Raw genomic sequence first — 21500 nt, 5'->3', positions numbered from 1 at the left:
GGCAGTGGCCGGACGGCGAGCCTCGGTCATCTGATGCCCGGCGCGACACGCAGTGTCGTCCGGCTCAGGTGATCGAGGCTCGCCGTCTTCAAGAGGTGTGCGGCCGGGGCCTCACGGCCGCCGTCGCGGAGCGCTCTTCGCGGTTCCGCGGCGGTCGGAGCCGCGGGCACCGGTGCCGGTGGCACCGCCCGTGGCTCCGCCGGTCGCGGTCCGTCGGCCGGTGCCGCGGGCCGTCTTGCCGGAAGCGGCGCCGGCTCCCTTGCCGGGCGCGGCCTGGCGGTCGGAGCTACGGCCGCCCGCGCCACCGGACCCCGCCCTGCGCTGGGAGCTGCGGCCACCCGTCCCGGTGGCCGTACCTGCCGCCGCCTGGGCCCCGCCGCCGCTTCGGCCTCGGCCGCCGGATCGCCTGCCGGACTTGGCGCCGGACTTCCGGTCCGGGCGGGACGCCGCCGGTGCGGTGGGCTGGGGGACCTCGATGGTGACGGCCACGCCGGACGGCTCGCGGGCGCCGGTGATGGTGGCCAGTTCGGTGTCGCTCGACTTGATACGGGCCGTCCGCGGGCGGATACCCGCGTCCGACATGAGCCGGGTGACGTCGCGCTTCTGCTCGGGCAGGACCAGCGTGACCACGCTGCCGGAGCCGCCCGCGCGGGCCGTACGGCCGCCCCGGTGGAGGTAGTCCTTGTGGTCGGTGGGGGGATCGACGTTCACGACGAGGTCGAGGTCGTCGACGTGTATGCCGCGGGCCGCGACGTTCGTCGCCACCAGCGCGGTGACCTGGCCGTTCTTGAACTGCTCCAGGGTGCGGTTCCGCTGCGGCTGGGTGCGGCCTCCGTGCAGCGCCGCCGCGCGGACACCGACGGCCAGGAGCCGCTTGGCGAGCCGGTCGGCGGACCTCTTGGTGTCGAGGAAGAGGATGACCCGACCGTCACGGGCCGCGATACGTGTGGTGACGGCCTTCTTGTCGGTCTCGTCCTGGAGGTGGAGCACATGGTGCTCCATGGTGGTCACCGCTCCCGCGGACGGGTCCACGGAGTGGACCACGGGGTCGGTCAGGAACCGCTGCACCAGGCGGTCGATGTTGCGGTCCAGGGTGGCCGAGAAGAGCATGCGCTGCCCGTCGGGCCGTACCTGCTGGATCAGCTTGGTGATCTGCGGCAGGAAGCCCATGTCGGTCATCTGGTCGGCTTCGTCCAGCACGGTGATGCGTACGTCGCCGAGCACGCAGTCCCCGCGTTCCACGAGGTCGTTGAGCCTGCCGGGGGTCGCCACGAGCACCTCGGCGCCGCGCCGGAGCGTACTGGCCTGCTTGGTGATGGACAGCCCGCCGACCACGGTGGCCAGGCGGAGGTTCACCGCCGTCGCGTAGGGGGTCAGCGCGTCCGCCACCTGCTGGGCGAGTTCACGGGTGGGCACCAGCACGAGGGCGAGAGGGGCCTTGGGCTCCGCGCGCAGTCCGGCCGTACGCGCCAGGACCGCCAGGCCGAACGCGAGGGTCTTGCCGGAGCCGGTGCGGCCCCGTCCCAGCAGGTCACGGCCGGCGAGCGAGTTCGGCAGGGTGGCGGCCTGGATGGGGAAGGGGGAGGTCACGCCCTGCGCGGTGAGGGTCTTCAGCAGCCCCGCGGGCATGTCCAGACCGGCGAATTCCTCGACGGCGGGAAGTGCGGGTGTCGTGCTTTCCGGCAGCCGGAACTCCCGTGGCGACGACACGGACGGAGAGGGTGACGAGGCGCGCCTGCTCGGCTTCTGGGGCCTGCGGGACATGCAGTGATCTGCCTTTCTGGAAACAGCACAAACCGGGGTCCGCACCATGACGGTGCGGACCCCGGTGAGTGGATACGCGTCCGGCGATCAGGCGGGGACGATGTTCTCCGCCTGCGGGCCCTTCTGGCCCTGCGTGACGTCGAACGTGACCCGCTGGCCCTCCTGGAGCTCACGGAAGCCCTGGGTCGCGATGTTCGAGTAGTGAGCGAAGACGTCGGGGCCGCCGCCGTCCTGCTGGATGAAGCCGAAACCCTTTTCGGCGTTGAACCACTTCACGGTTCCCTGTGCCATGACCTTCTCCTTCTGTAGGCAGAGGCCCCATCCGGAGATGCCGGAAAACAAATAAGCGCCTGATGGAGGAACATTCCCGTCAGGCGCACATAGGTTCATGGGTACCACAACTGCAACAAGAGAATCGTAACACAGCTCGGTGCCCGGAGGCCAGGCGGTGCCGGTGGCCCCGTGCGGACGCCGCAGGGCTCTCGCACAGAGGCTGGTGCACCGCCGCCCGTTCCGTGCGACGAGGCCGGGCTGGGACCTGTGGCGGGACGGGGTCGTTCCCGGCGTCGAGGCCGAGCCGGCGCACGGTGAGCACACGCGCGAGATGGCCGTGCGCGACGACGGCGACATCGCCCTCGCTCAGCAGCGGACGGATACGGTCCAGCACCGCGTCCGTCCGCGCGGCCACCCGCTGGAGCCGCTCGCCGGGATGATCGGCGTCGTGTCCGCGAGCCGACTGCTCGGACACCCGCATCCGGGCACCCTCGGCCTCCTGGCCATCGAGGACGGTCAGCCGTGTATCTCCGCCTGGAACGTCCCGTAGACGGTCCCGTAGATATGGGACCTCATCTACGTCATCCGGCTCGTCTTACAGAATTTCGATGTCCTTGACCTTCGGGGGACGGTTCGGGAACGTGATTTCGTGCCACCGCTCGATCTTCACCGAGTCCCCGTTGGCGTCGTAGTAGATCAGGTCGTTGTTCCCGGTGGAGATCTTGTCGACCCACCAATTGCCGAAGGACGTCCGCCCGCGGTTCGCGTAGCAGTCCACGCTGTCCCGCCCGCCGCTGTGCGACCAGATCTTCAGGTAGTTCTCCCCGGCGCGGCAGGGAATGTGGTCGATAGCGAAGGCATTTCCGGTCGGCATGACCATGGTGATGGTAACGGCCGCGGCAAATGCCACGGCCATGGAACGTGCGACCTTCTTCGCTTGTGAAATCACAGGTTCTCCTTGGATCGAATATCGATTGCCGAATGTCGAGTACCGAATGACGAGTGCCGAATGACAAATGTCGAATGGGGCGACCTCAACGACGATCCTGTGAGACTGCTGTAGGTAGCAATCATACTTTTTACCCCTGACCAGAATTCATCCCCCAATGTCCTGATCCAGCCCCTGTGGTGCGGTTTGGCGCGCCCGCTGACCCCGCTGACCCCACCGCCCCTGGGGACGAGGTCGATTGTCAGTGGTGGGTGAGACGGTAGGTGCGTCGAACCGGAAAGAGGGGGCTGTCATATGTCCGGGAGCCAGAACTACATCAACCACGTCGCTCTTGTGCTGGACGCCAGTTCGTCCATGCGCCATCTGAGCGGCAAGGTCGTCGAGGTCGCCGACCAGCAGATCGAGTATCTCGCCCGGCGGTCGCGGGAGTTGGACCAGGAGACCCGTGTCACGGTGTACGTCTTCGCGAGCAGCGTGGAGTGCGTCATCTACGACAAGGACGTACTGCGGATGCCGTCGCTGAAGGAGTTGTACACGACGGGCGGGATGACGGCGCTGCTGGCCGCCGCGCTGAAGTCGCAGCGGGAGCTGGCGCAGACGGCCCAACTGTACGGCGACCACAGCTTCCTGACGTTCATCCTGACCGACGGGCAGGAGAACGCGAGCCATCGCTGCCCGGACGCTCCGTCCACCCGTCAGCGTGAACTGGTCGAGGCCGTGGCCGAGATGACCAGGACGCAGGACGACAACTGGACGCTGGCCGTTCTCGTGCCGGACCAGATGGGCAAGCGCGAAGCCATGCAGTGCGGCTTCCCGAAGGACAACATCGCCATCTGGGACGCCACCAGCACCCAGGGCCTGGAAGAGGCCGGGCATGTCATCCAGGAGGCCACCGAGAAGTTCATGGTGGGCCGTACGAAGGGTATCCGCGGCTCGCGGGCCGTGTTCTCCACCGGCGCGGAGGTGGTCAACAAGGACACCATCAAGGCGGCCGGCCTCACCCCCCTGAACCCCTCGACGTACGAGCTGCTCCCGGTGACGCGTGACGCGGCGATCCGGGACTGGGTCGTCGAGTGCGGACACACCTACCGCACCGGCTGCGCGTTCTACCAGCTCAGCAAGTCCGAGAAGATCCAGGCCAAGAAGAAGATCGCGGTGCTGGAGAAGAAGACGGACCGGATATACGCGGGCCCCGAAGCCCGTGCCCTGCTCGGCCTCCCGGATGCCGAGGTCCGCGTCAAGCCCGATCACAACGCCGACTTCACCATCTTCGTGCAGAGCACCAGCGTCAACCGCAAGCTCGTACCCAACACCCGTCTGCTGCTCGTGCCTTGACACCCGGGAGACCCGGGCCGCGGGCAGGGGGCTACTGCGGCGAGCGGGTCCAGGCGCGGACGGCCAGCTTGCCGGTGGTGCCGAGGTCGAGGTGGGGTGTCACGATCACCGGATCGGCGCCCCGCTCGGCCCGCACCCTGACATGCGGGACGTTGACGGCGGTGCCGAACCCGGTGGTGTTGCGCCACATGAGGCCCGACGAGGCGCTCTCGCCCGGCTTCAGGACCAGCGGGCGGGCCGGTGCGTCGAAGTCCGTCCCCGTGGTGATGCCGCCGCTTCCGTGCACGATCCGGACGCCGTCGACGGGTGACAGGTCATCGTCCAGCAGCTCCAGGAGCGGGTAGCCGTTGAGCGAGTAGTCCCGCTTCCCGCAGTTCCGCAGGTGCAGACCCACCACCCGCAGCCCCATCGCGGCATCGCCGTCATCGGCGCTGACCCGGATGCCGGAGGACGGGCAGTCCCCCGACGCGGACGGCGCCTCGGCCGCGGGCACCTTGGTCACTCTGCCGACCTTGGCACGGGTCACCCGGGACGTTCCGGGTGCCCACTCCCCCAGCCGGACCGTGCGGCGCACGGTCGCGCCGGGTGCGACCGGGCCCACGATCTCTTCCTTGTTGCTCATGGCCCCGCCGGCGTCGTCGGTGAAGGTGAACAGGATCGTGTAGGTCAGCGCCTGGGTAGCCTCGTTGGTGACCTCATAGGCGGCCGAGATCCCGGAGTCACGGCCGATGGTCAGGGGGTCGGCGTGGACGGAGGACCTGTCGGAGCTGGAGCTCGGGGAGGGCGTGGCGGAGGGAATGGTCACCGAGGTGATCCGGACTCCGTCAACGGGCGGATCGGTGACGGTAGTCGGGGAAGCGGGGGCGGCGGCCTCGCCCGTGCCGGGGGTGCCCGCGCGCTCGGATCCGCACGCGGTGAGGAGCAGGAGTGCGGCGAGGGCGGGAAGAAGGGGGAGGGCTCTGCGCATCCGGTCACCCCATCAGCCGCGTAGGTGTCCAGCCGTGATGGAAGCCATAGTTCCGGTCACAGGCCTGTCACAGATGACGTGTCTGCCGACTCACGAGCCGACCCACGACCTCATGGCCTCATATCCTCAGGCCTCATATCTTCAGGCCTCAGGCCTCAGGCCTCATGGGCCGCTCATCGCAGGCGCGGCGGTCTGCGGGGCGGTGGGACGGCCGGGAGGATCTCCCACAGCGGTCGCTGCCCGCGGGCCCACTGTTCGAGCACGCGCCGGTCGACGAGATGCAGGCGCTGCTGCCGGGCGAACTCCCGGGCGGGCTGGGAGATCCTCCCGTTGGTCACCATCACGACGATGTCGCCGCCGTGCACCGGGCGGCCGGTGCCGTTGAGGGTCTGGAGATCCGGGGTACCGACCGCCGAGCCGTCGAGCCCCTTCTTGCGGTGCTTGCACTGGATCACCCAGTAGCGGCCGAGCGGATCGTGGCCCTTCACATCGGCGCCGAGGTCTCCCCTGCCGCCGCAGCGCAGCGCGTCGTGTGAGCCGTCACGCGCGAGCAGGTCACGGACGGCGAACTCGAAGGCGCTGTGGTGCATGGCGTCCAACTGGCCCAGCGAATACGTCAGTCCGTCGACCCTCAGCCGGGCTGACCTCATCCGGTCGGCCTTCCGGTAGATCCAGGCCGCGAGCACGAGCAGGGCCAGGAGGCCGAGCACAAGGAGGATCCACCAGTGCGCCCACACCCACTGTCCGACCTTGACCAGCACCAACCCGCCGACGACCACTACGCCGAGGGCGACGAGCAGGTTCTCGTCACTCTTGCGCCGACTCTTGCGCCGACGCTGACGCCGACGCGCGCTCATCGGGGCACCTCCGCCGCCGGGACTCCGTGCAATACGTGCAGCCGGTACGGTCGTATCCCTCGTGCCCCCTGTTCCCTGGCACGGCTCCCCCTCGTGTCCATCCGCCCATCTCAGCAGCAAACAGCGGAAGTTGACCCGACGACGCGATCAACCGACCGAAAATCGCCGACGGATGGAATCAGAATCCGGCACTGATCGTCCTGTCCCGTATGAGTCCCTCCAACTCCTTGTCGGACAACGGGTGCAGGGTGTCCAGGAGTCGGCGCAACTGCGGTTCGTCGAGGGTCCTGCTGGTGACCTCGGCCTCCGCGTTACGAAGGCGGCGCGTGAGGGTGATCTCGTGCCCGCCGCCGGGCTCGTCGCGGACCATGCGCATCTCGCCGCTCGCCATCGTGCACGTCATTCCCTGCTCCAGGGGCTCGGGGCACCGGGCTCCCGGCGTCAGCAGCGAGCGCACCAGAAGGCCCGCGTATCCGGCCTCGTAGTCAGGGACATGGTGGTACTCAACACTGAAGGAAGCGCTGCCGAGTTGGGCACGGACCACCTCCATCCCGGGCGGCGCGGCGCCCATGTACAGCAACTCCTGGTGCTCCTTGTACCGCGCGATCTCCGCATCGTGGTGTCGCTGGTGTGACAGCGCCGGGCCGACGAAGCCTCCGTAGGCAACTCCGGCCGCCAGCGCGGCGACCGCACCCCAGCGCACCCACCGGCTCGGCACGAAGAACGCGGCGACCACGACGTACGGCACCCCGGTCAGCGCGTATCGCATACCGGCGCTCCCCAGGTCGACGCCCTTGCCGTAGGCCGCCAGACCCGCCAGCACGCCGAGCGTACCGAGGACGAAGACCAACACCGCCCAGCCGAGCCGCTTGGGCTGGGTGCCACACAGCGGGACCACGGTGTGCACCGGTAGGCCCGCCAGGGACAACAGACACACGGCCAGCAGCGCGCCGAACAGGAACACCGGCACCGCCGCGCCGACTCCGTTGGTCCAGCCCGCCACCAGCATCCCGAAGCCGAGCATCGGCACCGCGGCCGTCATCATCGCCCAGACCAGGAGGAGATGCAGGGCCGTGGACGTCTGTCTGTCACTCGTCATGCCGCGGATCTTGCCAGCCGACAGCCTGACGTACATGAGTTCGCGTACTCAGAAGAGAGCGCGCACATCAGCGGTCCGAGAGCAATGTCCCTCGACCCGCGATCAACTACGCGCATACTCTGCTCGACAGGCTGGCGATGTCGTTCGGAACGGGGGCGGGAACGTGGGTGAGGCTGGGCTTGAGGGGCGGCTCTGGGGGGCGGTTCGGGATGGGGATGCCGACGCCGTACGGGAGTTGGTGAGCAACGGCGCGGATCCCGACGGCGTGGGGTCGGACGGGCTGTCCATGTTGTGTGTCGCCGTCGCCGCGTACGACGAGTCGGTGGCCGAGGCTCTGGTGGAGGGCGGCGCGGACCCCGACCGGGTGTTGCCGGACGGAACCACGCCGCTGTCGCGCGCCGTTGACGGGGGATCCCCCGCGGTCTTCTCGGCTGTGCTGGGCAAGGACCCCGGGGTCCGGCTTGACCAGGCCGCCCGTGAACGGCTGCTCGCGTCGGCCCGGAACTGGTACGAGACCGGCGCGGCCGAGGAGTTGCGGCGCAGGACGGGTGTTTCGGGTCCGGTCGTGACGGTCCGGGTTCAGGACGACGGGTACGACTGGGTCGATCAGGTCTCGGTCGGCGGCCTCGTCGTGCGGGCCGGGCACGGCGCCATCCTGACTTCGCTGGAGTGGGCCTTCCGCATCCTGACCCCCGTCGACGAACTGATCGCCCGCGCTATGAAGCAGCCGGACGAGGAGCATGTGGACTGGTCCACGGTCCGCTGGATCCTCGTCGATCGGCGGAGCTTCGAGACCTGGTCCGAAGTGGTGGCCCTGCGTCACGACCCGGACCGGGCGCGACGCCGGTTCGTGCTGGGGTACCTCCACACGCGGGGGGTGATCGGTACCAGCCCCTACTACGAGAAGAAGGAGAGCGAACTCCTGGCCGCCTGGGCAGCCGAGGAGACGGACGGCGAGATACTCGCGAAGGTGCTCGAGGTCTTCACCGAACACGACCATCCGGACCAGGAGGCCATCGGCCTTCGCTACGCCGACCATCCCGACCCGCGCGTACGCCGCGAAGTGCCCTACGCCCTCTGCGGGGAGTGCGCTCCCCACACGCCCGAGGCCAGAACCGCCCTCCGCGGCCTCATGGTCGACCCGGACGCCGAGGTGCGACTCAGGGCGTGCACCATGAGCCTGGGGGACGACGATCTCCGCCCGGAAGCCATCCGGGCGCTGCTGTTGCTGACCGAGGCACCGGACGCCGATGTACGGGGTCCGGCAGCGGCGGCGTTGGCCGGCTCCCGGGACCGTACGCCCGCCATCGCCGACGCCCTGGCGGCGTTGCTCGACGAGGACGACCGACTCGTACGGCTGGAAGCCGCGTACGGTCTCGCCGTGCGCGACGACCCGCGCACCGCCGAGGCGATCGAGCGGGTGGGGCCACTCGGTGAAGACTTCGAGCACGACCATCGGGCCGACGCGCTCTGGCGGTGGAAGTGGCGACAGAAGGAAGAGGCGGACGTCTGATGATCGTCTGGGTGAACGGTGCGTTCGGCAGCGGAAAGACCACTCTGGTGGAGGAGTTGCGTTCCCGATGGCCCGAAGCGCTGGTCTACGACCCGGAGTTGGTCGGCTATGTGCTGCGGGAGATCGTGGAGGTCCCCACCGGTGACTTCCAGGATCTTCGGCTGTGGCGGCGGCAGGTCGCTGACCTCGCGGCAGGGCTGGTCGAGGAGTACGGCCGTCCCCTTCTGGTGCCCATGACCCTGATCGACCCTGGATATGTCGGCGAGATCTTCGGCCGGTTGAAGGACGCGGGTATCGAGGTTCAGCACTTCTTCCTCAAGGTCTCCCGGGAGACCTTGGAGGCGCGGATCGACGGCCGTAGCTTCACGCCGGATGATCCCGAGCAGGACGCGCGAGTACGGCGCTGGTGCAAGGACAGGATCGAACCATGCCTGGCCGCGGCCGACCGCCTGCCCAGCGAAACGGTGTTCCTGGACGGCGAGTTGCCATCTACCCGGTTGGCCGATCTGGTGCTGGCCCGTGTCGGCGCGGACGGGGGGCGGTAGGTCCCGGCCTGCCGCTCCGCCTCAGCTCGTCGCCTTCTTGACGAGCGCGCTGATGCGTTCCTCGTCGGCCGCGGTCAGCTCCGTCAGGGCGTAGGCCGTCGGCCACATCGCGCCGTCGTCGAGCGTGGCCTGGTCGCTGAAGCCGAGCGTGGCATACCTCGAGTTGAACTTCTGCGCGCTCTGGAAGTGGCAGAGGACCTTGCCGTTCCGGGCGTACGCGGGCATCCCGTACCACAGCTTGGGCTTGAGGTCCGGAGCCGCTGCCTTGACGAGGGCGTGGACCCGCTCGGCGAGGACCCGGTCCGCGTCCGGCATCTCGGCGATCTTCGCGAGTACGTCCTCCTCCGCCGCCGCTTCCTTCTCCGCTCGCGAACCGCGCCGCGCCGCCGCCTTCTTCTGCTCCCGCGCGTGCTCCTTCATCGCGGCCCGCTCCTCGGCGGTGAATCCGTTGTGCTGCTCGGCGTCCGTGCCGGAGTTGTGGTCGGACGGCTGTGTGGACTGCATGGCGGGGTTCCTCTCGTACGGTGATGCGGTGGATCGGTACGTGCGTCGGTCAGGAAGTGGTGGTGGTCATGCCTTCACGCTAGGGGGTGCCCGCCGGCCGGGGCTTCTCGATTCCTGACCGGTCTTGATTCCGGACCGGTCGTGTCACCTGCTTCGCCACACACGCGGGCATCCCCTCCACCGTGATCACGGCAGCGGCGGGGTCGGCGGGGTCGACCGGCTCCGCCGCCTGGCGCCGGAAGGCCCCGGGTGGCATACCGACCAGTTCGGTGAAGCGCGTGGTGAACGTGCCCAGCGACGCGCAGCCGACCGCGAAGCAGACCTCCGTGACACTGAGGTCGCCCCGCCGCAGCAGCGCCGTCGCACGCTCGATGCGCCGCGTCATCAGGTACGCGTACGGTGACTCACCGTACGCGGCCCGGAACTGGCGGCTGAGGTGCCCGGCGGACATGTTCACCTCACCGGCGAGCGCCTCGACGTTCAGTGGCTGCGCGTACTCTCGGTCCATCCGGTCACGGACGCGGCGCAGCCGAGCGAGATCCGTCAGGCGCTGCGCCTCGACACGCGCACGCCGCCACTCGGCCTGACACATGAGTGCGCCCCTCGTCCTCAGCGAAGTTCCTGGATGCGGACGAGGTTGCCCGCGGGGTCGCGGAAGGCGCAGTCGCGGATGCCGTACGGCTGCTCGGTCGGCTCCTGCACGACCTCGGTGTCACCGGCCTGCACCCTCTCGAACGTGCCGTCGAGGTCTCGGGTGGCCAGCAGGATCCAGCCATAGGTGCCCTTGGCCATCATCTCGGCGATGGTGCGGCGCTCGCCCTCGGTGACTCCAGGATCGGCGGCGGGCGGTGCCAGCAGGATCGACGTGTCGGGCTGACCGGTCGGGCCGACCGTGATCCAGCGCATCTTTCCCTGCCCGACATCGCTGCGGACCTCGAAGCCGAGGACGTCGCGGTAGAAGGCGAGCGATGCGTCCGGGTCGACGTGCGGGAGAACACTCGTGTGAATGGTGATGTCCATACGAGCAGGTTAGAGGCGGCTTCGTGAGCCGCGCTTCTCGATTCCTGATCGACATTCCTGGTCGATATTCCTGGTCGATGTGAGCACATACGCGGGTAGTGCCCCGGGGTCATACACCAGGGCACCGGGGCACCACTGCGGCTTGCTCACATCTCGGTGCGGGGCTCAGCCCGCGGTGCGGCGGAAGCTGTCGACCGGGCCGCCCCAGCCGCCCTCGGGCCCGGCCCAGTCGATGGCGAGGGCTTCGTCGCCCTTCATCCCGACCGTACCGACGCCTCGTCCGCCGTCGTCGCCGCCTGCGCAGGACAGGGTGAGCGTCGGTGCGTCCTTGCCGTCCTTCTCGCCCGGCTTCATCGTGCCGGTGCAGTCCAGCTTGCCGCCCTTGGCGGTCACCTTCCCACCGGCCTCGATGGTGAGGGTGCTCAGGCCGGTGGCGGAGTCCGACGCGACGATGGACTTCCAGGATCCTGTCGCACGCTCGATGATGCCGTCCCCGGCCGGGGACGCGGACTGCTTCTGTTCGGGCGTTCCGGCACCGGCGTCGGTACGGGCACTGGCCTTCGCCCTCGACTCCGGCTGGTCACCGTCGCTGTCACCACAGCCGCTCAGCAGGACTCCGGCTATGACCGTCGCGACCGCGGCCCGTGCAGCCTTGCGCACGTCGTCTCCTTGATGTTCATGGTGTTCATGCGAACAGGGGCGTATCACCCTATCGGCCTGCCTCACCAAGGTGGTTCGCGCGGGTTCGTCAGATGGTGACCGTGTAAGACGTTCCGGGGAACTCCCAACCGTCCGTTCCCTCACCGATGTCCTCGATGACGACGTACTCGATGAAGTCGTCCTCGAAGGCCTCGTCGGTGAGTTGACCCGCCGCCCACTTGTCTTCGATCGCGGTCCAGATGCCGCTGCGGCCGTCGATCCGCAGGGGCGCGGTGATCCTTCCGCTGCCACTGAGAGAGCCCCGGAACCGCTCGTCGTTGCCGGTCTTGACCAGGCCGCTGATCTCGAACTGGCCGTCCTTGAAGGCCTGGGGTACGGGATCGGCCGGGACGGTGGCGACGCTCTCGTAGGCGGTGTGGATGATGTCGCGGTAGCTGCGGCGGACCGTGTACTCGGGATCTGCCAGCCACTTGAGGAGAGTTGTGGGCCGCACGCTCAGACCGGCGCGTTCGAGCGCCTCGTAACCGCGCTGGGTGTGGGTGAGTTGGGAGAGCTGGGCGTGCCAGTGCTTGGCGTGGTAGGTGGACAGGCGCCGGACGGGCCGGGTTCCCAGCTCGCCGAGCAGTCGGTGGAGTGCGGCGCCGAGGGAAGGTCCTGTTCCCGTGGCCATCAGCGCTCACCTTCCGGGGCCTCGGACTTGACCTTGACCTCGCCGAATCCGGTGCCCACCCGGTAGGTGGCGGGGGCCTGGCCGTCGGGGGTCCAGAAGACGGCTTCGTCGACGTTGCGCAGGGCGACGAGGGTGTGCCCGGCCTGGACGGCGCGCCAGGCGACGCTCCAATGCCGTACGGAGGCTTCGGCCACGAGGGCCATACGCCAATCCGGGCGCCAGAACGGCGAGTTGACCTTCTCGCCCTTGGGCCACAGCAGACGCAGCGCGATGGACAGCCGGCGCTTGTACTCGGTGTAGGGCTCGCCGCCCGCTTCGACGAGTTGGGCGCGGGCCTCGCGGGCCTTGGCGTAGAAGGGCTTGAGGAGGCTCTCGTTGGCCTTGCCGGTGAACGAGTCGTGGACGGTGAGGGGTTCGCTGATGTGCCCGTCCTTGATGAGCTTGGAGAGCTGGCGCACATGGGGCGTGGTCACCCAGGCGCGCCCCTGGTCGTCGGTCCGCTCGGCGAGGCGGCCCAGCGGGTGGGGCATGTCCGGGTGGTCCCAGGCGGGCACGGTGATGAGGAACGCTCCGGCGCGGTCCTTGCCGACCTCGTCCAACGGGCCGGTGTGCAGAAGCTTGTTCGGGGCGAGCGGGACCGCGGAGCAGGCGGAGGGGTAGGAGCCGTTGCGGTCGATGACGCAGAGGCTTCCCGGACCGAACTTCTCGGGTACGACGAGCCGGTCGCGCTTGCCCGCTCTGGTCTTCTCGGTCGTGATGCCGGGGTGCACCCAGCGGGGCTCGCCGTCCATGACCTCCCGGAAGAGCGTCCAGGGTTCGTCGTCCCGCTCCTGCTTCCTGATCACGGGGATCGGGTGGTACGTCGAGCGTTCCATGCAGTCCTTGAGGATGCCGAGCGCGGGGAAGACCGTACCGGCGGGTTCGGCTTCCTCACCCGGCTGCACCCAGGCGCCCTCCTCTTCCACGGGTGGCCGCGGGGCGGTGGGGGGCTCGGTGGTCTCGGTAGTGTCCGTACGCGTACTCGTACCTGCGGTACCCGCATCCGCACTCGTACCCGTGGCATCCGTGGAGAAGCGCAGCGCGGGGTCGTACGCGCCGAGCGCGTCTGCCAGGCGGCGGCCCTCGGCGGTGTCCGGCAGGTGCCGCAGCGACGCGAACGCGGAGACCAGCGCGGGCTTGAGGTTCTCCGCCTCCGCGGCGTCGCCGTCGCCGACCGCGGTGCGCAGTGCGGCCAGGACATGGGTGGCCGCGGCGGGGAGCCCCTGCCGGGCGCCGGACGTGTAGGCGAGCGCCGCCTCGGCCAGTGCCACCGCAGGGGGCGCAAGCGCGGGCGTGGCGTCGACGAAGCGGGCGTGGAGCAGGTCGGGTCGGAGCCAGGCCTCGCCGAGGGTGCCGAAGTCCCGCTCCGCGACGGCCACTTGGACCCTGGAGGCGTCCGTGGCCGGGGTGAGGGTCAGCAGGACGTCGGCGTCCAGGCGCGCCAGGAGCGCGGGATCGTCACTGTCCACGACGGCCAGTACCGGGACATGGAGCGTACGGGCGAGCGTGGCCAGAGCCTGGGAGGCACCTGGGAGGCGGTCGCCGGACAGCGGAAGGCGGGCATGGGGGGCGGCCTGGAGCCGGTCCACGACCACCAGGGCCAGGTCCTGGACGTGCGGGGCGGTCTCCGCGATCGCCTCGGCCGTCAGATCACTGCCGTCGTCGATGAGCAGCGGCGCCTGCACCAACTGCTGGGCGACCTGCTGCTCATGGGCGGTCAGACGGCCCTGCTTCAGACGCGGGTAGTCACCGCCGGTCTGTGCGGAGATGATCCGGCGGGTGATGTCGGCCCGGTTCGGACCCGACGCCGCGTACAGCACCCTGCGGCCGTCGACGAGTGCGGTCTGCCGGGCGGCGGCCAGCCCCAGCAGGCTGCCGCCCACGTTCGGGGCAGCGGCCACCAGCGTCAGCCGGCCCGCCTGCAACCCCCCTGTCACCGCGTCCAGTCCGGGCAGCCCGAACGAGGGCCCGGCGGCCGGACCGGAGGCGAGGACCGCGCCGATCGCGTCGCCCAGGGTGGCGAGTCTGCGTGGCCGCGGGCTGTCGCGATCCGCATGATGTGGGTTGTGCACCGCGCCTCCCGCGGACACCGCTGCTGTCGGGGTGTCCGTGTCCGTACCCGTGTCCGTACCCGTGTCCGATGTGACATCGGCGTCGGAATCAGAAGTGAGATCGACGTCGGAGGTGACATCGACGGAGATGTCCGCCGGTAGCAGGACCGCGACCGGCGTGGTGCCGCGCCGCAGCACCTGGGGCCGCCCTTCGGCCGCCTCGGTGACGAGTTCGCCGAACTTGCCCTGGGCCGCGCTCAGGGTGTGGGACGGCAGGGTCTCGGTCGTCCGGGCTACCGGAAGCCGATCGAGGGGGGCCAGGAGGGCGCGCTCCCGCCGCTTGTGGATCAGGGTCGGGTGCCCGTCCTCCTCGGCGCGCTTGACCAGGGCGTAGAGGTCGTTCCGCGCCACGGTCACGTTCATCGCGGCCTCGCCGTGTTCCGACCTGCTCACTCACCCTCCCGGACCCATCAAGCCACCCCAACGCTATCGCGTGTCCGGCGGCTCACCCGCGAGCAGCCTCACCACAGGCCGAAGGCCGGGACCATGACGCCGGTCCCGGCCTTCGGTCAGCGCCCTGGTTCCTCGACGACGCCGAGTGGGCCGGGCGGGCTCAGTCCTGGCCGGTCACGACCACCTCCGCGACCTGCGGCGCAGCCGTTCCCGTACCCCAGAGGAGGCGTACCGCGTCGGCCGACCTGCCTCCCGCGGAGACCTTGGTGTAGGCGCCGTCGAGCGTGCCGATGGTGCGCCATGTCCCGTCGGTGCCGTGGAGCTGGATGTCGCCGCGGCCGGTGGTTCCGGTCGGGCGCAGGACGGTGACGGAGCGGACGGGGCCCGTGTGCTCGATCCCCATCTGGAGCGCGTCTGAGGCCTCCGGGGCCCGCGCCGCCCGGTAGACGGTGTTCGGGTCCGCGTCGGCTGCCGCGCGCAGCGAGGAGCCGGTGGCGGCGGGCGGCCCTCCGGTCACCGCTCCGTCCTTGGTCGTGACGTCGAACTCGCGCACGACAAGCCAGTTCTCCTGGTCCGCGGTCGCGCGCGCCCGTACGTAGCGCGCGCTGGTTCCGGCGGGCACTGTCGCGGTGACGTCGGGCTGTCCGGCGAAGGTGGTGAGCCGTTGCCAGTTCTGCCCGTCCACCGAGTACTCGAGGACGCCCTCGTGCAGGTAGTCGTCGGGGCTCGTGGGCTTGGCCATGGCCAGGGTGATGTCGCCGAGGTCCCGTGTCCGGCCGAGGTCCACGGTGACCCCGTCACCGGCGGCGGGCGACCTGTCGCTCCAGAAGTAGGTGGAGTCGTCGCCGTCCAGCATCCGCGCCGGGGCGTTGCTCTGCCAGGTGCCGAGGGTGGCCGACGCCGTGGGCCGTCCGCTGATCCCGAGGATCCGGTCGTACTCCGCGTTCGCCGCGTCGATGAACCGGTCCAGCACCCCGTCGCCGACGGCGACCGGTACCGCGCGGCCGTCGAGGCCGGTGTAGGTGAAGGACTTCGCCGCGGTGACCTGTGCGGGCAACTGCTGACGCAACTCCCATGCCTGCGCGCCCTTTCCGGCGCGGGCCGCCTCGACCATGCGCAGCCCGGTACGGGCGGCGGTCGCCCAGGACTTGGTCGCGTCCAGCCAGGGTCCGGCGTCGGCGACGAAGCCGCGGTCCGGGAGGCTGTCGCGCAGTCGGTCGGGGGCGGTGCCGAGCGTGGTGAGCGTCGAGGTGAGCCGGGCGGCGTCGCCGGACGTCCAGTAGGCGTCGAACGCCGCGGCCAGGTCGGGTGCCTGCTCGCTGTTCAGGGACGAGCTGTAGTTGATGTCGGCGAAGGCCCGCAGCGCCTTCTCGGTGCGGGCGTTGCCACCCGCGTACTCCTTGATGCCCTGGAGCCACGAGGTCCGGGGGTCGTACGCGGTGTCGTTCCACGCGTAGTCGGCGACGGTGTGGAGCGCGATCTTGGAGGCGTACGGCTGGATCATCGGGTTGGCGGTGATCCCGGCCAGCTTGCCGGGGAGCCCCTTCTCCCGGCCGTTGAACGGGCCGAGCAGCAGCCGGTCCGTCGTGTAGTCGTTCACGGGGTAGTTGTCCCACGTCAGGATCGGGTGGCCGAAGACCGCGCGGGCTTCCTCGGCCTGGGCGACGGTCATCGTCGGGGCGACGACGCCGACACCGGTCCACTCCACGAGGACGTCGGGGTCGAGCTGCTCGGACAGCGCCTGCTTGTACGGCGACGCGGAGACGTTGTAGTACTCGGTGGGCACCATCTGGAGGGGCTGAGCGCCCGGGTGGGTGGCGATGAACTCCTTGTTGACCCGGTTGAGCAGATACGCCTGGGCCGCGCCCGCCGCGGCGCCACCGGTCCCCCACTTCTCCTTGTCCTCGGCGCAGTTCCAGTCGGTGTAGCTGATGTCGTCGAGCGGCACGGCGAAGGTCCGTACCCCGATGTCCCAGATGGTCTGGAACTTGTCGACCAGCGCCTTGATGTCGGCGTCCGAGCTGTAGCAGACGGACAGGCCGGGTGAGAGCGCGTAGGTGAAGTCCACGTGCCGCTGGGTGGCCCGGTCGGCCAACTCCTTGATCTGGGCGAGCTGTTCGGCGGGGTAGGCGTCGCGCCACTTCGCCCGGAGGTAGGCGTCGTCCTTCGGCGAGTAGACGTAGATGTTCATCTTGTGCTCGCCGTAGTAGTCGAGTTGGTCGAGCCGGGCCTTGTGCGACCAAGGGGTGCCGTAGAAGCCCTCGATGACGCCGCGCAGGGCGGTGCCGGGCCAGTCGCGTACGGCGGTTCCGGCGACCTGGGCGCCCGGACGACTCTGCTGCGGCAGCACTTGCCGCAGGGTCTGCGCGGCGTAGTACGTGCCGGTCGTGTCCTTGCCCGCGAGGACGATCCGGTCGGCGCCGATGCCGAGGACGTAGCCGTCGGCGGGCAGTTCGTCGGGGCCGTCGAGGTGCTGCGCGGCGAGCGCGGCGGAGTCGCCGACGTAGACGGTCAGCCCGCTTCTGCCGGGTCTGTCACCGTGTACGACATGCTGCGCACCGGCTTTGCGCAGGGCGCTCTCCACGACGTCGAGGGAGGGCCCGTCGGAGGTCGCGCCCGTCACCAGGGTCACGGTGGGGGTGATGGTGACGTGGTCGGATCGGTTCGTCACGGACCGCGGGGTGGGCGAGATGGTCCGCTGCGTCTTCGCGGTCTTCGCCGGGGCGGCGGGGGTGTTGCCGACTGCCTGGGCGGGCGGCGCGGCGGTCAGCAGACCACCGGCCAGCAGCACGGCCGCGGCGCCGAGCGCGGTGGGACGGGGTGAGCGAGGTGTCACTGGTCCTCCATTGATCACTTAAGTCATCGGAGTCGCGCAACAACAACCTGAATTCAACATCCTGGCGCTTGCATGTCAATGGTCTGGACAACACCGACGCGTTGACCTGCGGTTTCGCACTCGGAGGCGGCAGTACTCGTATGCGGCATGAACCTTGCGCGAACCCTTGCGTGTTCTATGCCATACCCCATAAGTTACCGACAGGTAGCCCGAGTTGAGGCGGGGAGGGGGTGGGCGGGTGAGCCCGCGCAGGAGTAACTCATCGACGAAGCGGTGGCGCTGGCAGGGGACTTCATCGCGGGGCTGATCGACGCGGCCTTGCGGGTGGAGGATCCCGTCGCGGCCGTCGACGCGTTCTTCGCGCTGTGGCGCGACCAGCTCACGGAGAGCGGCTTCAGGGCGGGCTGCCCGATCGCGGCCGTGGCCGCGGAGACCAACGACGACGCACCCCAACTCGCCCGTTCCGCCGCCGCCGTCTTCGCCCGCCGGCAGGAGGCTCTCGCGGACCTGTTCGTCCGGCACGGCGTGACCGAGCAACGCGGCCGCAGACTGGGCGTGTTCATCATCGCGGCGGTCGAAGGCGCGGTGATCATGTGCCGGGCCGAGCAGAGCACCGCACCGCTGGAGGCGGCCGCGACCGAGATCCACGGCCTGCTCACGCACGTGCTGCGCGAGCACCCGGAGGCCGGGCCGCAGCCCTGACCCACCCCTCTCCCGCACCTCCAACTCCCAGAGTTCTCAACCGCTTTCAGCGCCGAGATCGGCGCAGCCCGAAGGAGTCGCCATGCCCTCGCTCGACCGTCAGGACAACGTCTTCGTCCTGGACCTGGGAGACGGAGAGAACCGCTTCCACCCCGACTGGATCACCGCTGTCGGCGCCGCGTTGGACGAGGTGGAGAAGGCGGACGGGCCTCGCGCCCTGGTCACCGCCGCCACCGGCAAGTTCTACTCCAACGGGCTCGATCTGGACTGGCTGTTGGCCCATGTCGACCAGCACCTGGACTATGTCACCTCCGTGCACGAGCTGTTCGCGCGGATGCTGTCGCTGCCGGTCATCACCGTGGCCGCGCTCCAGGGGCACACCTTCGCCGCCGGAGCGATGCTCTCCCTCGCCCATGACTTCCGTGTCATGCGCGCCGACCGGGGCTACTGGTGCCTGCCCGAAGCGGACATCAACATCCCCTTCACCCCCGGCATGTCCGCCCTCGTCCAGGCCCGTCTGGCACCGCAGACGGCGCACGAGGCCATGCTCACCGCCCGCCGCTACGGCGGAGTCGACGCCGCGGCTGCCCGCATCGTCGACCGGGCGGTCACCGAGGACGCGGTGCGCTCCACCGCCATCGAGTTCGCACAGGCGCGGGTGGGCAAGGCCGGTGACACGCTCGGCACCATCAAGGCCCGTATGTACGCCCCGACGCTGGCCACCCTGCGCGACCCCGGCAACCCGCTCGGCTGACGACCGGTGGCTTGATGAAATTCCGTCTCCGCCGCAGGCGTGCCGTGCTTACCATGCGGGGCCGACAGTACCTCTGCAACCGACTGAAGTGGTGGGCGCGATGAGTGACATGTGGAGCGGGGAGAAGATACGGCTGCGGGGTGTCGAGCCGGAGGACTGGGAGGACTTCCGGGACCTGGCTCAGAACACCGTCGATGTCCGCAACGCCGACCTGGTCGAGCCGCCGCGCTCGGACGAGGGCTTTCGGGCCTGGACCGCCGAGCGTGCTGGGCGTGAGCCGGGAGGTGAGGTGTTCCGGCTGGTGATCGAGGTGTTGGCCGACGGCGCGTTCGCGGGGTCGGTGACCGTCGGCGAGACCGACATGCGTGCCGGGCGGTTCAAGGTGGGCATCGAGATCAGCCGCGATCAGCGTCGCAAGGGATACGCGGCCGAGGCCGTCGAGTTGCTCCTCACCTACATGTTCGCCGAACAGCGCTACCACAAGTGCGAAGTGGAGATCCACGCGTTCAACGACGGCTCCCTCGCGCTCTTCCGCAAGCTGGGCTTCGTCGAGGAGGGACGGCTCCGGGAGCATGAGTTCTTCGCCGGTACCCACCACGATCTCGTCCTGCTCGGCATCACCGCTCCCGAGTACTGGGCCAAGCATCAGCCGCCGCAGGTGAGTTGACGGCCATCGCCATCCGTGTGCCCTGGACCGCTCAGGAGCGGGTGAGACGGCGGTGGGTGACTCGGTGGGGACGGGTGGCGTTCTCGCCGAGTCGGGTGGGCTTGTTGGCCTCGTAGTCCGCGTGATTCCCCTCGAACCAGAACCAGTCGGCGCCGCCCTCCCAGGCGAGGATGTGGGTGGCCACCCGGTCCAGGAACCACCGGTCATGGGCACTGATCACCGCGCAGCCGGAGAAGTCCAGCAGCGCGGATTCCAGCGACGCCAAGGTCTCCACGTCCAGGTCGTTGGTGGGCTCGTCCAGCAACAGCAGGTTGCCGCCCTGCTTGAGGGTGAGGGCGAGGTTGAGCCGGTTGTGTTCCCCACCTGACATCACACCTACAGGCTTCTGCTGGTCGGGCCCCTTGAAGCCGAACGCGGCGACGTAGGCGCGCGAGGGCATCTCCACCGCGCCGACCCGGATGTGCTCCTGGCCTCCGGCGACGACCTCCCACACACTCTTGTCCGCGGCGAGACCGGCGCGGTTCTGGTCGGCGTACGAGATCTTCACGCTCTCCCCGAGACGCAGGGTCCCGGAGTCCGGCCGCTCCTCGCCGACGATCATGCGCATGAGCGTCGTCTTGCCCACTCCGTTGGGCCCGAGGATGCCGACGATGCCGCCGCGCGGCAGCGAGAACGACAGGTCCTCGATCAGCAGCCGTCCACCGTAGCCCTTGGTGAGATGCTCGGCTTCCAGGACGAGGGCACCCAGGCGGGGGCCGGGCGGGATCTGGATCTCCTCGAAGTCCACCGTGCGCCGCCGATCGGCGTCGGCGGCCAGTTCCTCGTAACGCTGAAGACGCGCCCTGGACTTCGCCCGTCGCCCTTTCGCGCCCGACCGGACCCAGGCCAACTCCTCGGCCAGCCGCTGCTGCCGCTTGGCGTCCTTGTGCCCCTCGACCGTCAGCCGGGCGGCCTTGGTCTCCAGGTAGGTGGCGTAGTTGCCCTGGTAGGGGTAGGCATGGCCGCGGTCGATCTCCAGGATCCACTGGGCGACGCCTTCGAGGAAGTACCGGTCGTGGGTGACGGCCACGACGGTGCCCGGGTAGGCGGCCAGATGCCGCTCCAGCCATGCCACCGATTCGGCGTCGAGATGGTTGGTGGGCTCGTCCAGGAGCAGCAGGTCCGGCTGGGCGAGCAGGACGGTGCACAGCGCGACCCGGCGCCGCTCTCCGCCGGACAGTTCACGTACCGGGGTGTCGGGGGGTGGGCAGCGCAGGGCGTCCATGGCCTGCTCCAGCCGGGGGTCCAGTTCCCAGGCGTCGGCGCGGTCGAGGGTCTCCTGAAGGGCGCCCAGTTCCTCCAGCAGGCGCGGCATCGCCTCCTCGTCCGCGCGGGCGAGGTCGGCGGTGACCTTCTCGTAGCGGCGCTGTGTCGAGCGCACGCCGGACACACCGTGCTCGACGGTGCCGCGCACCGTGGTGGACTCGTCGAGGGACGGTTCCTGTTCGAAGAAGCCGATGCCGAGCCCCGGCGCGGGGAAGGCATCGCCGCTGATGGGTCGCTCCCGACCCGCCATGATCCGTAGCAGGGTGGACTTGCCCATGCCGTTCGGGCCGACCACACCGATCTTCGCGCCGGACCGGAACCCCAAGGTGACGTCCTCGAGGACGACCTTGTCGCCGTGCGCCATCCGCGCCTCGCGCATCGTGTACGCGTACATGGCTCGCCTCCGCTCGGCCGTCGCCTCGGCCACGGGGCGGACGCCGGATCCGGAACCGGGCCCGGCGCGTACACACGTACCCCCGCGGTCCTTCGTGCTGCGCACAGAGGCCATCAGCACCGATGGTGGTGCGGGCAAGGGCG

Annotated in this window: 21 protein-coding genes; 6 read left to right on the top strand and 15 right to left on the bottom strand. The window is 69.6% G+C overall.

Going from position 1 to position 21500, the window contains the following annotated elements; genetic code table 11:
* Window positions 1-111 precede the first annotated feature (111 nt).
* The 4 genes from ACZ60T_RS24045 to ACZ60T_RS24030 form a co-directional block, all read right to left on the bottom strand.
* A complete protein-coding gene (locus ACZ60T_RS24045; protein WP_469667739.1) occupies window positions 112-1764 on the bottom strand; it encodes a DEAD/DEAH box helicase in 1653 nt (550 codons plus the stop codon).
* An 87-nt stretch (window positions 1765-1851) separates the two neighbouring features.
* Entirely contained in the window at window positions 1852-2055 is a 204-nt protein-coding gene (locus ACZ60T_RS24040) for a cold-shock protein (protein ID WP_252425628.1), read from the bottom strand.
* A 79-nt stretch (window positions 2056-2134) separates the two neighbouring features.
* On the bottom strand, window positions 2135-2557 hold the full coding sequence (locus ACZ60T_RS24035) for a histidine phosphatase family protein (RefSeq protein WP_469667956.1): 423 nt from the start codon (window positions 2555-2557) through the stop codon (window positions 2135-2137).
* A 75-nt stretch (window positions 2558-2632) separates the two neighbouring features.
* The gene (locus ACZ60T_RS24030; protein ID WP_365625260.1) at window positions 2633-2986 is read right to left on the bottom strand and encodes a beta/gamma crystallin domain-containing protein; all 354 of its coding nucleotides are present in this window, start codon (window positions 2984-2986) and stop codon (window positions 2633-2635) included.
* Window positions 2987-3280: 294 nt separating this feature from the next.
* Here ACZ60T_RS24030 and ACZ60T_RS24025 point away from each other — a divergent pair, with 294 nt between their 5' ends.
* On the top strand, window positions 3281-4321 hold the full coding sequence (locus ACZ60T_RS24025; RefSeq protein ID WP_469667738.1) for a vWA domain-containing protein: 1041 nt from the start codon (window positions 3281-3283) through the stop codon (window positions 4319-4321).
* Window positions 4322-4352: 31 nt separating this feature from the next.
* Here the strand turns inward: ACZ60T_RS24025 and ACZ60T_RS24020 are convergent, their stop codons facing one another.
* From ACZ60T_RS24020 to ACZ60T_RS24010, 3 genes are all read right to left on the bottom strand, one after another.
* Window positions 4353-5288, bottom strand: a complete 936-nt coding sequence (locus ACZ60T_RS24020) for a DUF4232 domain-containing protein (protein WP_469667737.1) — start codon at window positions 5286-5288, stop codon at window positions 4353-4355.
* A gap of 173 nt (window positions 5289-5461) precedes the next feature.
* The gene (locus ACZ60T_RS24015) at window positions 5462-6145 is read right to left on the bottom strand and encodes a restriction endonuclease (protein ID WP_469667736.1); all 684 of its coding nucleotides are present in this window, start codon (window positions 6143-6145) and stop codon (window positions 5462-5464) included.
* A 178-nt stretch (window positions 6146-6323) separates the two neighbouring features.
* Entirely contained in the window at window positions 6324-7244 is a 921-nt protein-coding gene (locus ACZ60T_RS24010; RefSeq protein ID WP_469667735.1) for a hypothetical protein, read from the bottom strand.
* Between the two features lie 163 nt (window positions 7245-7407).
* Here ACZ60T_RS24010 and ACZ60T_RS24005 point away from each other — a divergent pair, with 163 nt between their 5' ends.
* Both ACZ60T_RS24005 and ACZ60T_RS24000 read left to right on the top strand, forming a co-directional pair.
* Window positions 7408-8757: a HEAT repeat domain-containing protein gene (locus ACZ60T_RS24005; protein WP_469667734.1), complete on the top strand. Its 1350-nt coding sequence runs from the start codon at window positions 7408-7410 to the stop codon at window positions 8755-8757.
* Window positions 8757-9302 carry a P-loop nucleotide/nucleoside kinase family protein gene (locus ACZ60T_RS24000; RefSeq protein WP_469667733.1) on the top strand — a complete coding sequence of 182 codons (546 nt, stop codon included), beginning with the start codon at window positions 8757-8759 and terminating at the stop codon, window positions 9300-9302. Before ACZ60T_RS24005 ends, ACZ60T_RS24000 begins: the two co-directional genes overlap by 1 nt.
* A gap of 21 nt (window positions 9303-9323) precedes the next feature.
* Here the strand turns inward: ACZ60T_RS24000 and ACZ60T_RS23995 are convergent, their stop codons facing one another.
* The 7 genes from ACZ60T_RS23995 to ACZ60T_RS23965 form a co-directional block, all read right to left on the bottom strand.
* Window positions 9324-9806, bottom strand: coding sequence for an iron chaperone (locus ACZ60T_RS23995; RefSeq protein WP_469667731.1), 483 nt, complete (start codon window positions 9804-9806; stop codon window positions 9324-9326).
* Between the two features lie 79 nt (window positions 9807-9885).
* Complete coding sequence (locus ACZ60T_RS23990) at window positions 9886-10398, bottom strand: helix-turn-helix transcriptional regulator (RefSeq protein ID WP_469667730.1); 513 nt, start codon at window positions 10396-10398, stop codon at window positions 9886-9888.
* A 17-nt stretch (window positions 10399-10415) separates the two neighbouring features.
* Entirely contained in the window at window positions 10416-10826 is a 411-nt protein-coding gene (locus ACZ60T_RS23985) for a VOC family protein (RefSeq protein WP_469667729.1), read from the bottom strand.
* Window positions 10827-10991: 165 nt separating this feature from the next.
* Window positions 10992-11486, bottom strand: a complete 495-nt coding sequence (locus ACZ60T_RS23980) for a hypothetical protein (RefSeq protein ID WP_365625230.1) — start codon at window positions 11484-11486, stop codon at window positions 10992-10994.
* An 88-nt stretch (window positions 11487-11574) separates the two neighbouring features.
* Complete coding sequence (locus tag ACZ60T_RS23975; RefSeq protein WP_469667728.1) at window positions 11575-12156, bottom strand: hypothetical protein; 582 nt, start codon at window positions 12154-12156, stop codon at window positions 11575-11577.
* Window positions 12156-14699: a DnaB-like helicase C-terminal domain-containing protein gene (locus tag ACZ60T_RS23970; RefSeq protein ID WP_469667727.1), complete on the bottom strand. Its 2544-nt coding sequence runs from the start codon at window positions 14697-14699 to the stop codon at window positions 12156-12158. The genes ACZ60T_RS23975 and ACZ60T_RS23970 overlap by 1 nt, the downstream gene beginning before the upstream one ends.
* 160 nt (window positions 14700-14859) lie before the next feature.
* A complete protein-coding gene (locus tag ACZ60T_RS23965) occupies window positions 14860-17535 on the bottom strand; it encodes a beta-N-acetylglucosaminidase domain-containing protein (protein WP_469667726.1) in 2676 nt (891 codons plus the stop codon).
* A 273-nt stretch (window positions 17536-17808) separates the two neighbouring features.
* On the opposite strand from ACZ60T_RS23965, the gene ACZ60T_RS23960 reads away from it, so the two are divergent.
* The 3 genes from ACZ60T_RS23960 (at window position 17809) to ACZ60T_RS23950 (ending at window position 19658) form a co-directional block, all read left to right on the top strand.
* Window positions 17809-18237, top strand: coding sequence for an LmrA/YxaF family transcription factor (locus ACZ60T_RS23960; protein ID WP_469667724.1), 429 nt, complete (start codon window positions 17809-17811; stop codon window positions 18235-18237).
* A gap of 82 nt (window positions 18238-18319) precedes the next feature.
* Window positions 18320-18991 carry an enoyl-CoA hydratase-related protein gene (locus ACZ60T_RS23955; protein WP_469667723.1) on the top strand — a complete coding sequence of 224 codons (672 nt, stop codon included), beginning with the start codon at window positions 18320-18322 and terminating at the stop codon, window positions 18989-18991.
* Between the two features lie 100 nt (window positions 18992-19091).
* Window positions 19092-19658 carry a GNAT family N-acetyltransferase gene (locus tag ACZ60T_RS23950; RefSeq protein WP_469667722.1) on the top strand — a complete coding sequence of 189 codons (567 nt, stop codon included), beginning with the start codon at window positions 19092-19094 and terminating at the stop codon, window positions 19656-19658.
* Window positions 19659-19689: 31 nt separating this feature from the next.
* Here ACZ60T_RS23950 and ettA read toward each other — a convergent pair whose 3' ends face one another.
* The gene (ettA, locus tag ACZ60T_RS23945; RefSeq protein WP_469667955.1) at window positions 19690-21357 is read right to left on the bottom strand and encodes an energy-dependent translational throttle protein EttA; all 1668 of its coding nucleotides are present in this window, start codon (window positions 21355-21357) and stop codon (window positions 19690-19692) included.
* Window positions 21358-21500: the final 143 nt, after the last annotated feature.

It is taken from the genome of Streptomyces sp. NPDC104371, from assembly GCF_055583785.1.
This window is presented reverse-complemented; position numbering and strand designations above follow the sequence as displayed.

Excerpts from the sequence above, each read along its gene's own strand:
- ACZ60T_RS23975 (WP_469667728.1), bottom strand. The coding sequence starts at position 12,156 with ATGGCCACGGGAACAGGACCTTCCCTCGGCGCCGCACTCCACCGACTG.
- ACZ60T_RS24040 (WP_252425628.1), bottom strand. The coding sequence starts at position 2,055 with ATGGCACAGGGAACCGTGAAGTGGTTCAACGCCGAAAAGGGTTTCGGC.
- ACZ60T_RS24025 (WP_469667738.1), top strand. The coding sequence starts at position 3,281 with ATGTCCGGGAGCCAGAACTACATCAACCACGTCGCTCTTGTGCTGGAC.
- ACZ60T_RS24000 (WP_469667733.1), top strand. The coding sequence starts at position 8,757 with ATGATCGTCTGGGTGAACGGTGCGTTCGGCAGCGGAAAGACCACTCTG.
- ACZ60T_RS23985 (WP_469667729.1), bottom strand. The coding sequence starts at position 10,826 with ATGGACATCACCATTCACACGAGTGTTCTCCCGCACGTCGACCCGGAC.
- ACZ60T_RS24045 (WP_469667739.1), bottom strand. The coding sequence starts at position 1,764 with ATGTCCCGCAGGCCCCAGAAGCCGAGCAGGCGCGCCTCGTCACCCTCT.
- ACZ60T_RS24020 (WP_469667737.1), bottom strand. The coding sequence starts at position 5,288 with ATGCGCAGAGCCCTCCCCCTTCTTCCCGCCCTCGCCGCACTCCTGCTC.
- ACZ60T_RS23950 (WP_469667722.1), top strand. The coding sequence starts at position 19,092 with ATGAGTGACATGTGGAGCGGGGAGAAGATACGGCTGCGGGGTGTCGAG.
- ACZ60T_RS23955 (WP_469667723.1), top strand. The coding sequence starts at position 18,320 with ATGCCCTCGCTCGACCGTCAGGACAACGTCTTCGTCCTGGACCTGGGA.
- ACZ60T_RS23995 (WP_469667731.1), bottom strand. The coding sequence starts at position 9,806 with ATGCAGTCCACACAGCCGTCCGACCACAACTCCGGCACGGACGCCGAG.
- ettA (WP_469667955.1), bottom strand. The coding sequence starts at position 21,357 with ATGTACGCGTACACGATGCGCGAGGCGCGGATGGCGCACGGCGACAAG.
- ACZ60T_RS24015 (WP_469667736.1), bottom strand. The coding sequence starts at position 6,145 with ATGAGCGCGCGTCGGCGTCAGCGTCGGCGCAAGAGTCGGCGCAAGAGT.
- ACZ60T_RS23990 (WP_469667730.1), bottom strand. The coding sequence starts at position 10,398 with ATGTGTCAGGCCGAGTGGCGGCGTGCGCGTGTCGAGGCGCAGCGCCTG.
- ACZ60T_RS24010 (WP_469667735.1), bottom strand. The coding sequence starts at position 7,244 with ATGACGAGTGACAGACAGACGTCCACGGCCCTGCATCTCCTCCTGGTC.